The organism is Nonomuraea sp. NPDC050680 (genome assembly GCF_040654555.1).
In the GTDB taxonomy this organism is placed as follows: Bacteria; Actinomycetota; Actinomycetes; order Streptosporangiales; family Streptosporangiaceae; genus Nonomuraea.
The window spans coordinates 1,217,281-1,231,840 of record NZ_JBFAIF010000001.1 but is presented as its reverse complement, the minus strand read 5'-3'; the positions used below and the strand labels follow the sequence as shown (position 1 = coordinate 1,231,840).

Annotated in this window: 10 protein-coding genes; 6 read left to right on the top strand and 4 right to left on the bottom strand. The window is 71.6% G+C overall.

The features are described from left to right. Window positions 1-81: 81 nt before the first annotated feature. Window positions 82-1,221: a nitric oxide synthase oxygenase gene (locus AB0H88_RS05610; RefSeq protein WP_357641598.1), complete on the top strand. Its 1,140-nt coding sequence runs from the start codon at window positions 82-84 to the stop codon at window positions 1,219-1,221. 205 nt (window positions 1,222-1,426) lie between these two features. After that, on the top strand, window positions 1,427-2,200 hold the full coding sequence (locus tag AB0H88_RS05605; RefSeq protein ID WP_357641596.1) for an enoyl-CoA hydratase-related protein: 774 nt from the start codon (window positions 1,427-1,429) through the stop codon (window positions 2,198-2,200). Between the two features lies 1 nt (window position 2,201). Here AB0H88_RS05605 and galK read toward each other — a convergent pair whose 3' ends face one another. After that, window positions 2,202-3,314 (bottom strand): galactokinase, encoded by a 1,113-nt coding sequence (gene galK, locus AB0H88_RS05600; protein ID WP_357641594.1) that lies wholly within the window; start codon window positions 3,312-3,314, stop codon window positions 2,202-2,204. Between the two features lie 43 nt (window positions 3,315-3,357). On the opposite strand from galK, the gene AB0H88_RS05595 reads away from it, so the two are divergent. Next, a complete protein-coding gene (locus tag AB0H88_RS05595; protein ID WP_357641592.1) occupies window positions 3,358-4,371 on the top strand; it encodes a 1-aminocyclopropane-1-carboxylate deaminase/D-cysteine desulfhydrase in 1,014 nt (337 codons plus the stop codon). Here the strand turns inward: AB0H88_RS05595 and AB0H88_RS05590 are convergent. The 3 genes from AB0H88_RS05590 to AB0H88_RS05580 all read right to left on the bottom strand — a co-directional run bounded on the left by AB0H88_RS05590 (window position 4,296) and on the right by AB0H88_RS05580 (window position 6,010). Beyond that, window positions 4,296-4,970, bottom strand: a complete 675-nt coding sequence (locus AB0H88_RS05590) for a DUF6766 family protein (RefSeq protein ID WP_357641590.1) — start codon at window positions 4,968-4,970, stop codon at window positions 4,296-4,298. The two genes, AB0H88_RS05595 and AB0H88_RS05590, sit on opposite strands and share 76 nt — an antisense overlap. A gap of 79 nt (window positions 4,971-5,049) precedes the next feature. Then, window positions 5,050-5,427 carry a hypothetical protein gene (locus tag AB0H88_RS05585; RefSeq protein ID WP_357641588.1) on the bottom strand — a complete coding sequence of 126 codons (378 nt, stop codon included), beginning with the start codon at window positions 5,425-5,427 and terminating at the stop codon, window positions 5,050-5,052. A gap of 37 nt (window positions 5,428-5,464) precedes the next feature. Further along, window positions 5,465-6,010 carry a hypothetical protein gene (locus AB0H88_RS05580; RefSeq protein ID WP_357641586.1) on the bottom strand — a complete coding sequence of 182 codons (546 nt, stop codon included), beginning with the start codon at window positions 6,008-6,010 and terminating at the stop codon, window positions 5,465-5,467. A 123-nt stretch (window positions 6,011-6,133) separates the two neighbouring features. Between AB0H88_RS05580 and AB0H88_RS05575 the strand changes: the two genes are divergently transcribed. The 3 genes from AB0H88_RS05575 to AB0H88_RS05565 all read left to right on the top strand — a co-directional run bounded on the left by AB0H88_RS05575 (window position 6,134) and on the right by AB0H88_RS05565 (window position 14,557). Further along, complete coding sequence (locus tag AB0H88_RS05575; protein ID WP_357641584.1) at window positions 6,134-11,278, top strand: tetratricopeptide repeat protein; 5,145 nt, start codon at window positions 6,134-6,136, stop codon at window positions 11,276-11,278. 61 nt (window positions 11,279-11,339) lie between these two features. Next, window positions 11,340-12,068, top strand: coding sequence for a helix-turn-helix domain-containing protein (locus AB0H88_RS05570; protein ID WP_357641582.1), 729 nt, complete (start codon window positions 11,340-11,342; stop codon window positions 12,066-12,068). Further along, window positions 12,065-14,557 (top strand): PEP/pyruvate-binding domain-containing protein, encoded by a 2,493-nt coding sequence (locus tag AB0H88_RS05565; RefSeq protein ID WP_357641580.1) that lies wholly within the window; start codon window positions 12,065-12,067, stop codon window positions 14,555-14,557. Before AB0H88_RS05570 ends, AB0H88_RS05565 begins: the two co-directional genes overlap by 4 nt. The last annotated feature ends 3 nt before the right edge of the window (window positions 14,558-14,560 follow it).

Here is a 14,560-nt window from a genome sequence, read left to right as displayed (position 1 = left end):
GAGAGGGCGCCGCCTGTCAGGAGGTGCCGCCGACCCGGAATCGGCGGGGCGCTCCGTTGATGGAAAAGTGCTGGTTACTGCGTGCGTACCTGGATCAGGTCCCTACGTCCCTTCGATGCCATCGCCGTACAGACGCTCATCGAGCGAACGATCGACATCCGCGAGGCGGAGCGCTTCATCAGGCTCTTCCACGCCGAGAATCCCGGCGCGGGTGACGTGCACGCGCGTCTGCGTGAAGTCGCCAAGGAGATCGCCCGTCATGGGACTTACACCCATACCTTCGAGGAGCTGCAGTTCGGTGCCAGGGTGGCCTGGCGCAACAGCGGCCGCTGCATCGGACGGCTCTACTGGCGCTCGTTGCGGGTGCGCGACCGCAGGGAGGTGACCAGCGCCGAGGGGGTGGCCCTCGAGTGCGTGGCTCATCTGCGCGAAGCGACGGGTGAGGGCAAGATCCGGCCGACGATCACCGTGTTCCCGCCGGACACGCCTGAGCGGCGCGGACCCCGGGTGCTGAACGAGCAGCTCATCCGGTACGCCGGATATCGCATGCGCGACGGGTCGATCGTGGGGGACCCCCGCTACGTCGACTTCACCGAGCGGGTCAGGCGGCTCGGCTGGCGGGGCGGGCAGGGCGGCAGGTTCGACGTGCTGCCTCTGGTCATCCAGCCGGGGCGCGGGCAGCGGCTGCTGTGCAATCTGCCGGGCGACGCGGTGCTGGAGGTGCCCTTCACACATCCGGATTATCCGTGGTTCGCCGACCTGGGGCTGCGCTGGCATGCCGTGCCGGCCATTTCCGGCATGTGCCTGGAGATCGGGGGGCTGTGCTATCCGTGCGCGCCCTTCAACGGCTGGTACATGGGGGCGGAGATCGGCGCCCGCAACCTCGCCGACACCGACCGCTACGACCAGCTGCCCGTGGTCGCCGCACGGCTCGGGCTGAACACCGCCACCGACCGGTCACTGTGGCGGGACCACGCGCTGGTCCAGCTGAACGTGGCCGTGTTGCACTCGTTCGAGCAGGCGGGGGTCACGATGACCGACCACCACACGGAGGCGAACCGGTTCCTCACCCACCTGGGCCGGGAGGAGAAGGCGGGGCGGGTGTGCCCGGCCGACTGGTCGTGGATCGTGCCGCCCATCTCCGGTGGCGCCACCCGCGTCTTCCACCGCTACTACGACAACCCCACCCTGACCCCTGCCTTCGTCCACCACACCGGCTGACCGGACAGCCATTTCATGCTCCATCGCCACGCCGGCGGGCGGACGGCCGTTTGCGTTCCATCACCACGCCGGCTGGCCGGGGGGCTGCCTTGCGTTCCGCTTCCCCCACTTCAGCAACCCCGCGCTGACGTCTGCCTTTATCCGCCACGCCCGCCGGCCGGGGGTTGTCTTGCGTTTCATGACTAGAATCTGATTCTGTTGGCCTATGGCGGAACTCGTTCTCTCCTCGGCCGATCAAGGCGTGCTCACCCTGACCTTCAACCGTCCAGACCGGCTCAACGCCTGGACGGACGCGATGGGCCGGTGTTACTTCGACCTTCTCCAGGAGGCCGAGAAGGACCCGAACGTGCGGGCCATCGTGGTGACCGGCGCGGGCAAGGGATTCTGCTCGGGCGCCGACTTCCAGACGCTCAGCGCCATCCAGACCGGAGACTACGACGAGACGCCGGACCCGCGCCCCAACACCTTCCCGACGACCATCGCCAAGCCGATCATCGCCGCCGTCAACGGCGCCTGCGCGGGTCTGGGCGTGGTCCACGCGCTGGCCTGCGACCTGATCTTCACGGCCGAGGACGCCAAGTGGACCACGGCCTTCCCGCGCCGCGGCCTGATCGCCGAATACGGTCTGTCGTGGATCCTGCCCCGCCTCATGGGCCAGCAGAGAGCCATGGACATCCTCCTGTCGGGGCGGGTCTTCACCGGCGCGGAGGCCTACGAGCTCGGCCTGGCCAACCGCTCGGTCCCGGGAGACGCGCTGCTCGCCACCGCCCAGGAGTACGCCCTGGAGCTCGCGACCCACAGCTCCCCGGCCTCCATGGCCGTCATCAAGCGTCAGGTCTGGAACGACTGGAACGTCACCCTGGACGAAGCGGCCAAGACGGCGACCCAGGAGATGCTCGCCTCCTTCGACCGCCCGGACTTCACCGAGGGCGTCGCGAGCTTCCTGGAGCGCCGCCTGCCGAACTTCCCGCCCCTGTAGGTCAGGAGATCCGTCGTGCGCCTGGGGAGGGGGTGGCGGGCAGGAAACGGGGGGCCTGCCAGCCGCGCTCGGCGTAAGCCGCGCTCACCGACTCCTTCACGGCCTCCAGGCGCTCGTCGGGCACCAGCGCGATCGCCGAGCCGCCGAAGCCGCCCCCCGTCATGCGGGCGCCCCGGGCGCCGCCACGCACGGATGCCTCCACGGCCAGGTCCAGCTCCGGCGACGACACCTCGTACTGGTCGCGCAGCGACAGGTGGGAGGCGTTCAGCAGCGCCCCGATCTCCGTGATCGCCCCGGCCCGGAGCAGGCCGATGAGCGCCTCGACACGGTGGTTCTCCGTGACGACGTGCATCGTGCGCTTGCGTTCGGCGCCCTGCAACTGGTCGAGCGCCCCGGCCAGGTCCGTGACGTCGCGCAGCGCCGCGACCCCCAGCTTGCGGGCCGCCGACTCGCACTCCGCGCGGCGCTTGGCGTACTCGCCGCCCGCGTGCTCGTGGTGCACCTGCGTGTCGATGATGAGGATGGTCAGCCCGTGCGCGGCCAGGTCGAGCGGGATGTTGCGGGAGCCGAGCGAGCGGCAGTCGAGGAACAGCGCGTGCCCCTCGGCGCTCAGCGCGGACGCCGCCTGGTCCATGATGCCGCACGGCATGCCGACGAAGTCGTTCTCCGCCCGCTGGCTGAGCTGGGCGAGCTCCATGGGAGTCATGCCCAGGTCGTACAGGTCGTTGAGAGCTGAGGCGACGGCCACCTCCAGCGCGGCGCTCGAACTGAGCCCGGCGCCCCGTGGCACGTCGCCGTCGATGGCGATGTCGGCGCCGCGTATCCGCTCGCCCAGCATCGCCAGGACGCCGACCACGTAGCGGCTCCAGCCCTGCGACTCCTCGTGATGGGAGATCACCAGCGGGTCGCCGGGCGACTGCAGGGACAGCAGCCGGATCGTGGCGTCGTCGCGCGGGCTGACGGCCGCCGTGACGCCCCACGGCACCGCGAAGGGCAGGACGAAGCCGTCGTTGTAGTCGGTGTGCTCGCCGATCAGGTTGACACGGCCGGGCGCGTGCCAGACCGTACGCGGGTCGCCGCCGAAGGCGGCCCGGAAAGCATCGACAACGCGCATAATCCAACACTCCTCAACAAAGGTCCGACCGTAGACTAGCGCCATGGAGGAGTTGGTGGATCCGGCGCTCGACCCGATCCGGGTCTTCCTCGTCCGCGACGACAACAAGGCGCGCAAGCTCAAGTACAACCTGGGCCATCCCCGTGTGCTCACGTTCGGCGGCGCCTACTCCGGTCACATCAGGGCTGTCGCGGCGGCCGGGCGCCGGGACGGGTTCGCGACGATCGGGGTGATCCGCGGTGAGGAGACGTTGCCGCTCAACCCGTCGCTGGCGTACGCGGAGTCCTGCGGCATGCGGCTCACCTATCTCGACCGGGGGACATATCGCCGCAAGCACACACCAGAGGTGCAGGCCGCGCTGCGCGAGCAGTGGGGCGAGGTGGCGATCCTGCCGGAGGGGGGCAGCAACGCGGCGGCCGTACGCGGGTGCGCCGAGCTGCCCGGTGAGATCGGCGGCGACTACGACGTGATCTGCTGCGCGGTCGGCACCGGCGGCACCCTGGCCGGGATCGCCGCCGGGTTGCCGGAGGGCCGGCGGGCGATCGGGTTCGCGGTGCTCAAGGGGGCCGGGTTCCTCGACGACGAGGTGGCGCGCCTGCAGCGCGAGGCTTATGGGCGCGTGTGGCCGAACTGGTCGGTCAACCTGGACTACCACTTCGGGGGCTACGCCCGCTCGACCCCGGTCCTTGACGACTTCATCGCGAAATATCGGGTCGAGGGGGTGTATGTCGGGAAGATGCTCTACGGCGTCTTCGACCTGGTCCGGCAGGGCGCCTTCCAGCCGGGCACCCGCATCGTCGCGGTCGTCACCGGTGAGCCATGGAGCGCGGCGACCGGCGAGCCGTGGAGCCCAGTGACCGATCGGCCGTGGAGCCCGGTGACCGATCGGCCGTGCAGCCCGGTGACCGATCGGCCGTGGAGCGCGGCGGCCGATCGGCCGTGGAGCGCGGCGGCCGATCGGCCGTGGAGCCCGGCGGCCGATCAGCCCTCGACCCCGGTCCAGGAGTGTGGCGCGCCCACCGGCTTGGACTCCGGCGACCCGCGCTGCCGCAGGTAGATCGACAGCGCGACCATCGACAGGACGGCGAGCAGCTCCGACTGCCAGTTCTGAAGGCTCCGGTTCCAGAACTCCGGCGAGGTGAAATAGGCGCCCCACGAGACCGGATCCCGCAGGTCGAGCAGCCGCTGCGAGTTGTACGCCGCCACCCCGGCCACCGACTGCGCCAGCCATGACAGCACGAAGACGATCCCCATCACCAGCCCGAGCGAGTTGCTGTACAGCTGGAGCCGAAACCCCCCGGCCTTCGCCCAGGCCGGGGAGTCGGGCCGCGCGTAGCGGCCGACGAGCTGCTTCTCGTCCGACTCGGTGCCCACCTCCTTGGGCTCCTTGGACTCCGGCGAACCCTTCTGCACCAGCCAGATCGTCATCGTGATGAACAGGAAGAACTGCAGGTATTCGGACTGCCAGTTCTCGGCCACGTCCACGGCGAAGTCCGAGGATGTCACGTACGTGAAGATAGAGACCGGCTCCCCGCCGTTGACCAGCTGCTGGTCGTTGAACTGGCCCGTCCCCGCGATGGCCTGCCCGGCCAGCGTCAGCAGGAACATCACCAGGAACGCCAGCGACAGCCCGTTCTCCTTGATCTTCTGCTTCATAGGCGGATCAGTCCCGTCGTGAAGAACCAGATCAGCCCCGCCGCGATGACGACGAGGGTGATTGTGAACATCGTCCGCATCAGTTCTCCACCTCGCAGTCATAGGGTCGGTCGCCCTGCGGACGGCAGCTCGCGGCCGTGACCCGCCACCCGTTCTGGTAGTGGTGGAGGAAGAGCGTGTCGCCCGCCAGCCGTACCTGGGCGTCGTCGCCCCAGACCTGCGCCGAGGTGACCGGCCCGGCGGTGCCCAGCTTGAGCTCGCGCAGCGCGTCGGCGCACGTCTGGCCGGGGTCGGGCAGCTTCTCCGCGGTCTGCTGGGAGAGCAGCGCGCAGGCGGCGTCCTCCTGGTGCGCGGCGAGGGCGGCGTGGAAGCGCTCGGCCGTGCGGACCGGGGCGGTCGCGTCCACGGCGCATCCGGCGATCAGTGCCATCGACAGCACGGCGAGCAGCATCCTCATGCGCCCCCCGCTACCCAGTTATGGGGCGGGCATGCTGTCAGCCGAGCTGATCGAGGATGGGGCTGACCAGCTGGTTCAGCTCGCGTACCAGCACCACCAGGACCCGCGCCGCGCTCTGCTCGACCTCGTCATGCGGGCCTTCGGGCTCCGGCGGCAGGTCGTCGAGCGGCACCGGGACCTCCACCAGCAGCGTCGCCCGCAGGAACGGGATCCTGGCCAGGTCCTGCTGCGTCGGCTCGACGTACTGGCCGAACGTCTCCTGCCAGCCCAGCCAGCCGCGGTCGCGCCACCAGGCCCGTGAGCGGGTGAGCTCCTCGGGCAGCGGCGAGACCAGCTTGATCCGCGCGTTGAGCGTGCCGTCCCACGTGTTGCGGTGGCAGGTCGCCTCAAGGATGCGGCGGTCCCAGCGCACGTAGCCGGGGTTCAGTGACGGCGGCGTGGCCAGCCGCCAGGCCGCGCAGGCGAACCTGACCGGCGCGATGTCGCCCCACTCGAACTCTTCGAGGTTCTTGCGCACGTGTACGGCATAGCGCCCGTCACGATCCCTGTCGAACTCCTGGTCGATCCAGAACGCTTTAGCCATGGCCCCTACGCTACGGCGCTCCGAACCGGGATGGCCGGAAGGTCCCGAGATCGGGGAACGTGCTGTGACCAGAGCGACACATGTGTAGCTTTTTCACAGTATTAAATGACTGGGGAGTGCAATATGGAGTCAGAGCAGCTGGCCGCGGCGATGAAGTGCTGGGAAGCGGGGGATCCCGATGCGGCGGCCGTGCTGTTCAGGGAGATCGCCGCCACCGGCGATCCCGAGGCGTCGCACCTGCTGGCCTGCCTGCTGGAGGAGCAGGGCGATCTCGACGGCGCGGAGGCCGCGCACCGGTCGGTGATCCTTTCCGGCGACCCGGTCTTCGGGCAGCGCTCCGCCATCGCCATGGGCATGATGCTGGTCGCCGCCCGCGAATGGCCCGCCGCGCACCGGGTGCTGATGATCGCCTGCGACGGCGCCGACTTCGAGGTGGCCGCGCTCGCCGAGACGGCGCTGGTGCTCGTCCTGACCGAGCTGGGCGATGTCGAGGGCGCCAAGGAGGCGCTGGAGCGGGCGCGGCGGTGCGACAGTCCCGCCGTCGCTGAGATGGCCGCCCAGCTGGAGCTGCCCGACTTCGCCCCCCAGGATCCGGGTACGGCGCGTGACCTGTTCGAGCTGGCGGACAGCGAGGACGACTACCGTGAGCTGCTGACCTGCGGCGATCCCGATGTGGTGTCGCTGTCGGCGTTCCGGCTGTACCGGATCCACGCCGACGAGGGGGATCTCGCGGCCGCCCGCGAGGTGTGCGAGCACGCGATCGCCGTGGGACACCCCGACCACCTGGCCACCGCCCACCGGCTGCTCGGCGCGGTCCTCGTCGATCTCGGCGAGTACGCCGAGGCGGCCGCCTCCTACGCCGAGGCCGCCGAGGACCCCAGGCCCGAGGAGCGGCTGCCCGCGCTCATCGAGCAGGCCAAGGTGACCGCGCAGCTCGGCGACGTGACGGCGACGAAGGCGATCTTCCACCGGGTGGTCGCCAGCGGGCAGCGGGACTACGCCGTCGAGGCCCAGGCGTGCCTGGCGCAGATGCACACCGAGGCCGGGGAGGTGGCCGAGGCGCTCGCGGCGCTGCGGGCCGTACTGGCGGCGGGGGAGTCTGACTGGTCGTCGATCTCCGTCACGCTGCTCGGCCTGCTGCTCGACCAGCACCCGGACGAGCGGGAGAGCATCATGGCGCTCGTGGCCGAGGCGGCCGAGCACGAAGACCCCGACGCGGCGTTCAAGGCCGCGCTGCTGCTCGACCACGCGGCGCGGCAGCAGCCGCTCGCCGACCCGGTGGAGGAACAGGCGCTCCTGGACGTCGACGAGGCGCTGCGCCACCTTCAGGCGGGCGATCTGGACGGGGCGCGACGGCTGCTGCGCGGCGCCATCGACTCCGGCGCGGCCACGCAGTCGGTCCGGGCCATGATGACGCTGGCCGAGCTGGAGCTGGGCGAGGGTGACCGGGAGCAGGCCGACGAGCTGCTGTCCTACGTCGCCGAGGGCGACGACCTGCTGCAGGGCTTCAGCGCCGAGTTCTTCCTGCACCTGCTGCGCGAATCGGGCGACGAACCGCACCCGGTGCTGCGGGCGGTCATCGACCACCAGCGCCTGGGCAGGGAGGAGGGGCTGGTCCGCTACCGCGAGGCCATGGAGCACCCCGCGACGGCCGCCATCGGCACCGCGGTGTTCGCGCAGGTGCTGGCCTCCATCGGGTACGACCTGTCGGACGCGGCCCGGTTGTTCCACACGGCGGCCGACTCGGGCGACCCGCTCGCGCTCTCCTATACGGCCACCATCTTCAAGGACGTCCTGGTGAACCAGGGCCAGAGCGAGGAGGCGGTCGCGCTGCTGCGCCGGGCGCGGGCCGACGGGCATCCGGTGCTGGCGGCGTGGGTGGCGTACGGACTGGGTGAGCTGCTCGGTGAACGCGCGAGCGACTCCGGCGAGGACGGCGGAGAGGGCGAGGACGCGGGTACGCGTGAGCGTGATCTGGCGGAGGCGCGGGCCGCGCTGACCGCCGCGATGGAGACCGGGCACCGGGGGCTCCGTCTGGAGGCGGTGGGCGCGCTGCTCGGGCTGTTCGAGCGCCAGGGTGACCTGCTGGCCGCGTGTCGCCTGCACGAGCGGCTTGTCGCCGAGGGCGACCCGGTCCAGGCGCCGCGCCACGCTTGGTTGCTCGGGCTCACCCGGGTGCGGCTCGACGACCTCGACGGCGCTCGGGCCGCGTTCGGCCGCGTTCCGGAGGCCCACTCGGAAGAGGGGGAGACGGGACGCTACGCGCGGTTCCTGCTCGACCGTGACTTCCGTGCGGCGGGTGCGGCCTTTGAGGCGATCGCTGATGACGGCAGGTCGTGGATGGCCTCCGTGCTCGCCCTGCAGACCGCGCATGCCTGGCGGCGTCAGGGCGAGACGGCCGCGGCCGACGGGTCGCTGTCTCTGCTGCTCGGCGTCGGTCACCCGGACTTCCGGCAGGAGGCGGCCAGCTACCTCGGCGCCCTGCGCCACGACGCCGGCGACCCGCACGGTGCGATCGCCGCCTGGCAACAGGCCGTGACCGGTCCGGACGAGCACCTCGCCGCCATCGCGCGCCGCGACCTCGGCCGGGCCTGGCACGCGCTCGGCGACCTCGACGCGGCGGCGCGGACGTACCGAGAAGTACTCGCCGGGGACGGCGCGGCGCACGTGGCCGAGGCCGCGTTGCGGCTGGGGGAGATCCTGATCGCGACCGGCCTGCCCGATGAGGCCCGTGAGGTGCTGCGGGAGGTGTTCGGCGAGGTGGCGGCGGCTCCGCGGCTGGCCCGGCTGCTGCGTGACGGCGGCGACCTGGACGGAGCGCTCGTGGAGGCGGCCACCGCGGTGCGGACCGCGCAGGCCGAAGGGGCGGCGGAGGCGGGATGCCTGCTGGGCGGGCTCCTCGCGCGGACCGGCGACCTCGCGGGCGCGCGGGCGGCGTTCGAGCGGGCCGTGGCGGTCGATTCTGAGGCGGCGGGGGCCACGCTGCTGGAGGCTGGGCACCACTGGGAGGAGGCGGGTGACCCGGAGGGCGCCCGCTCGGCCTACGAGCGCGCGGCGGCCCAGGACACCGACCGGCGGGCCGCGGCCACGGCCCGGGTCCGGCTCGGCACGGCCTCGCCGGAGGAACGGCCATGGGTGCTGGCCGCCGAGGGCGACCGGCCGGGCGCCCTGGCGGCGCTGACCGAGCTGACCGGGTCGGCGGCGATGGCGGGGCTGCTGCTCGCGCTGGACGCCGGCGACATAGCCGAGGTACGCCGTCTGCTGACGGAATCCCACGCGGCCGGGACACCGGCCGCGACAGCCGGGCTCTCTGGGGAAGGAGCGCTCGCCGGAACGGGCGGGTTCCCTGCGGAACGGGCGGAGACGAGCGGGTTCCCCACCGACGAGGCGTTCGCCGAGACGCTGGAGATGGCCAGGGCGAGCCGGGACGAGGACTTCGCCAGGGCGCTCTACCTGCTGGTCGTCGAGGTGGGCGGGCCCGAGTGGGCCGGGCGCGCCGGTCTCGGACTCGGCGCCGAGCTGGCCCGCGACGGTCAGTACAGCCAGGCCGAGCTGTGCTTCCTGCCCGCGACCGAGAGCGGAGACGAGGAGATCGCCCTCATGGCGTGGCGCAACGTCTCCGTCGTCCGACGCCGGCGCGGCGACCTGGACGGAGCCGTCGAGGCGCTGCGGGCCGCCCTGCCGGCGACCGCCGTCGAGCTGGCCGCCCTGCTGGAGGAGCTCGGAGACCTGACGGGTGCCGGTGACGTGCTCGAACGTGGCGCCGCGGCCGGCGATCTCGTCTGCCTGTGTCACCTGCTCGTCAACCTGCTCCAGCGGCAGGAGTACGCGGCCGTCGCCGCCCATGCCGAGCTGGCCGTCGGCACCGGCGATCCCGAGACGGTGACCATGGGTTACTGGGTGTGGGGCGACGCGCTCAAGGCGACGGGTGACCTGGCGGGCGCGGTCGACATGTACCGCAAGGGGATCGACACCGGTCAGCCGATCGCCGGCCTGCGCGCCGATCTCGCGGAGGCTCTGCACGCTCTGGGCGACAAAGCGGCGGCCGTCGGGCAGGCGCGGCTGGCCGTCGCGTCGGGCGAGGCCGACGCCGTGGCCAGGGGCGGCATCCAGCTCGGCTGCTGGCTGCACGAGGACGGTGACCCGCTCGGGGCGGCCGAGGCGTTCGGCCTCGCCGCGGGGACCGGGTCCGAGCTGGCCCAGACCGCCGCGGACAACGTGAACACCCTGGCCTACCAGGCGTACGAGCGGGGCGAGCACGCACTGGCCGTACAGGTGCTGTCGCATTTGGGGCCGCACGCCGGCGCCAAGGCCAGGGAGCTCGCGGAGCTCTGCGACGACCCCGAGGCAGTCCACCTCTACTACGAGCTGGTCGGCTCCGACGCCTTCACCGAGCTGGGAGTGGCCGAGCGACTCGCCGAGCTCGGTGAGACGGAGCGGGCGCGGGCCGTCTACGAGCGGCTGAACGAGCACGAGGATCCCGATGTGCGGTTCGTCGCGGGCGGCAGGCTGCTGGCGCTCCTCGACGCCGAGGACGACTCCGCCGCCTTCTACAGCCTGGCCGAACGGCAGGCGGGTGACGCCGACAGCCCGGTGCGGTCGGTGTTCGGCAGCCTGCTCGGCATGCTCCAGGGCCGCCAGGGCGACACCGAGGCGTCGCTGCGCACGCTGCGGGAGGCGGCCGAGAGCGGTGAGGCCACCTCCCTGAGCGTGCTGGCCCAGGCCCTGGTGGGGACCGGAGAGGTGGCCGAGGGCAGGCAGGTGTACCAGCGGGTGCTGGGCGCGGGCGACGAGGAACTGGCGGCCAGGGCGATGGTCGCGCTCGGCCACAGCTACCACGACGAGGACGAGGACGAGGCCCGCAAGTGGTACATCCGGGCGGTGAACTCGGGCACGGGGCACGTCAGCGCGCTCGGGGCGATGTACCTGGGGGCGCTGGCCAAGCGGGAGCGGGACTTCCCCGAGGCGCTCGGCTGGTACCAGCGGGTCATCGACTCAGGAGACACCGAGTCGGGCATGGCCGCCGCGCATCTGGGGGAGCTCTGCTACTGGCTGAACGACCGCGACGGGGCCGTGCGCTACTACGAGCTCACGCTGGGGCTGACCGAGCAGCCCGAGCTGGTCGCCGAGGCCGCCTTCCGCCTGGGGGAGATCCGGTACGCCCACGGTGACCTCACGGTGGCCAGGCGGATGCTCCTGCTCGCCGTCGGCACCGACGACGCGACCTTCGCGGCCGACGCCGAACAGCTCCTGGCGAAGCTGGGGTGAACTTGCGGTTAATTGAATGACTGCATAGTCTCATCTAGTCAAACATTTGAGGTGAGACGAGATGGCCAGGGTGGGACGGCCCCCGCAGGATCCCGCGCGCCAGCTGGAGCGGGCGCACCGGATCCTCGACGCCGCCGCCGAGCTGTGTCTGCGCTGGGGCTACGACAAGACGACCATCGACGACGTGGCCCGGCAGGCCGACGTCGCCAAGGGCACGATCTACCTGCACTGGAAGACCCGCGAGATGCTCTTCGCGGCGCTGATCCGCCGTGAGCGGGTCCTTCTGGTGCGTGAGGTCCGCGAGCGCGCGCCCGCGGACCTGCGTGAGCTGCTCCGGGAGCTGGTCGGCGGGCTTTTGCGCCGGCCGCTGATGAGGGCGCTGATCCTGGACGACTCGGAGGTGTTCGGCAAGCTCAGCAGGCAGAAGAAGAGCAGCCAGAGCACGCTCGATCTGGGCGCCGCGTTCGGGACCTACCTCCACGATCTGGCCGGGCGGGGCGTGCTCCGCTCGGACCTGACTCCCGCCGAGCACCTCGCGACCCTCGCCTCGGTCATCTACGGGTTCCTGTTCACGCAGAACATGATGCCCGAGCAGATGCGGATACCGGAGGACCGGCTCGTCGAGCTGGTCGCCGACAGCGGCGTCCGCGCGATGGGCACCGGCGCCACGCTGTCGGACGACGACGCGCGGGCCGTCAGGCTGGCCACCCTCGGCTATCTCGACACCATGGAGGAGATCGCGCAGCGCAAACTCGCGCTCTCCCTGGGCGCTAAGGAGCGTGTCACGTGAGGGTGCTACTCCCTCTCGACGATGCCGCCGCGGACCTCGCGACAGCGGGCGGAAAGGGCGCTTCCCTGGCCAGGCTGACCAGGGCGGGACTGCCCGTTCCCGACGGTTTCCACATCACCACCGAGGCCTACCGGGCCTTCGCCGCGGACTTCCGCGACCGGATACTCGACGCGGCCGCCGCCGGCGACGCCGCCGGGATCGCCGCCCTGTTCGCCGGGCACGACATGCCCGCCGCCGTCGCCGCGCAGATCCGCGCGGCATACGAGGCGATGGGCGACGACGTGCCGGTGGCCGTCCGCTCGTCCGCCACGGCGGAGGACCTGCCCGGCATGTCGTTCGCCGGGCAGCAGGACACCTACCTCAACATCAGGGGCGACGCGCTGCTCGACGCCGTCAAGCGCTGCTGGGCCTCGCTCTGGAACGCCCGCGCCATCGCCTACCGCGAGCAGAACGGCGTGCCGCACGACGACGTGGCCCTGGCCGTCGTGGTGCAGGAGCTCGTGGACGCCGACGCGGCCGGCGTCATGTTCACCGCGAACCCGGTCAACGGCGCCCGCGACGAGATCGTCATCAACGCCTCCTGGGGCCTGGGCGAGGCGGTCGTCGGCGGCCAGGTCACCCCCGACACCGTCGTGGTCCGCCACGGCGCCGTCGCCGAGTCGCGGATCGGCGACAAGAGCGTCATGACCGTACGCACGCCGTCCGGCACGCACGAGGAGCCCGTCCCCGAGGAGCTGCGGCGGCGGGCCGTCCTCGACCCGGCGCAGGCCGCCGAGCTGGCCGGGGTCGGCTCGCGCATCCAGGAGCTGTACGGGACGCCGATGGACGTCGAATGGGCCAGGCACGACGGCTCGTTCTTCATCGTCCAGGCCCGTCCGATCACCGGCCTCAAACAGCCGGTCGAGGAGTGGAACGACAGCCTCAAGGGCGACTACCTGTGGACCGGCGGCAACCTCGGCGAGGCCATCCCCGACGTGATGACGCCCGTGACCTGGTCGTTCGTCCGCATGTTCATCCATGAGGCGATGGCCGCCTCGGCGCTGCCCGGATTCGACCTCGTCGGCAACATCGGCGGCCGCTTCTACATGAACCTGAGCGTCATGTACACGATGGCCATCTCCCTCGGCATGCGGAGCCGGCTGAGCGCCGTCGAGCAGATCTTCGGCAAGCTGCCGCCCGGCCTCGACGTGCCGCTGCTGAAGGTCTCCCGCTGGGAGATCGTCAAGAAGGTCGTGCCGCTGGGGATCAACATCCAGCGGCGCGTCCGTACGAACCTCAAGGTCATGCCCGCCTTCCTCGCCACCGCGCAGCGGCGCGCGGAGGAACTGCGCGCCCGCGTCGCCACCACGCGGACCGGCGCCGAGCTGGCCGCCCTGTGGGAGCGCGAGATCGAGCCGTACGTCATCACCAGCTGCCGCACGCTGGAGGCCGCCGGCCGGCAGGGCGGGGCCACGCTCGTCTACACCCGCGACAAACTGCGCAAGATGATGGGCGACGTCGACGCCGAAGCCATGCTCACCGGTGCCAGCACCGACGGCGAGCTGGCCAGCCTCGGCCCGGTCATCGGGCTGGGCAAGCTGGCCAGGGGAGAGATCGACCGGGACACCTTCGCCCACCTGTACGGGCATCGGGGGCCCCACGAGTTCGAGGTCTCCCTGCCGCGCCCCGGCGAGGATCCGGCGTGGATCGACGCCCAGCTGGCCGGGCTGCGTGACGTGAGCGCCGACACCCAGGCCCTCCTCGCTCGTCAGAAGAAGGCACGCGAGGAGGCGTGGGCGCGGTTCGCCCAGCGTTACCCCCGCCAGGAAGCCAAGATGCGGGACCGGGTCACCCGGTGGAGCAAGGTCGTCCGCGACCGCGAGAACGCCCGGTCGGAGAACATGCGGGCGTTCTGGGTGCTGCGTGCCTTCGTGCTGCGGGCCGGAGAGCTCACGGGGCACGGCGACGACCTGTTCTTCCTCTATCTGGAGGAGATCCTCGGCCTTCTGCGCGGCGACGCCTCCGCGCTGGAGCGCGTCCCGGCCCGGCGGGCGACCTATGAGATGTACGCGGCGCTGCCGCCGTACCCGGCGCTGATCGTCGGGCACTTCGACCCGGTGCGCTGGGCCGCCGACCCCGACCGGCGCGGCGACATCTACGACGCGCGCGGCGGGAGCGCGCCGGTCAGCGACACGGTCACCGGCTTCCCGGGCGCGCCGGGCATCGTCGAGGGCGTCGCCCGGGTGATCTCCTCGCCTGAGGACGGCGACCGGCTCAAGCCCGGCGAGATCCTCGTGACGACGCTGACCAACATCGGCTGGACCCCGATGTTCCCGCGCGCCGCCGCCGTGGTGACGGACATGGGGGCGCCGCTGTCGCACGCCTCGATAGTGGCCCGCGAGCTGGGCATACCGGCGGTGGTCGGCACGGGGAACGCGACGATGCGGCTGCGCGACGGCGACCGCGTCCGGGTGGACGGCGAGGCGGGCACGGTCGAGTTGCTGGGCTGAGGG

Bases quoted from the DNA above. Each gene is read 5' to 3' on its own strand.
- AB0H88_RS05605 (WP_357641596.1), top strand. From the start codon at position 1,427: ATGGCGGAACTCGTTCTCTCCTCGGCCGATCAAGGCGTGCTCACCCTG.
- galK (WP_357641594.1), bottom strand. From the start codon at position 3,314: ATGCGCGTTGTCGATGCTTTCCGGGCCGCCTTCGGCGGCGACCCGCGT.
- AB0H88_RS05595 (WP_357641592.1), top strand. From the start codon at position 3,358: ATGGAGGAGTTGGTGGATCCGGCGCTCGACCCGATCCGGGTCTTCCTC.
- AB0H88_RS05590 (WP_357641590.1), bottom strand. From the start codon at position 4,970: ATGAAGCAGAAGATCAAGGAGAACGGGCTGTCGCTGGCGTTCCTGGTG.
- AB0H88_RS05585 (WP_357641588.1), bottom strand. From the start codon at position 5,427: ATGAGGATGCTGCTCGCCGTGCTGTCGATGGCACTGATCGCCGGATGC.
- AB0H88_RS05580 (WP_357641586.1), bottom strand. From the start codon at position 6,010: ATGGCTAAAGCGTTCTGGATCGACCAGGAGTTCGACAGGGATCGTGAC.
- AB0H88_RS05575 (WP_357641584.1), top strand. From the start codon at position 6,134: ATGGAGTCAGAGCAGCTGGCCGCGGCGATGAAGTGCTGGGAAGCGGGG.
- AB0H88_RS05570 (WP_357641582.1), top strand. From the start codon at position 11,340: ATGGCCAGGGTGGGACGGCCCCCGCAGGATCCCGCGCGCCAGCTGGAG.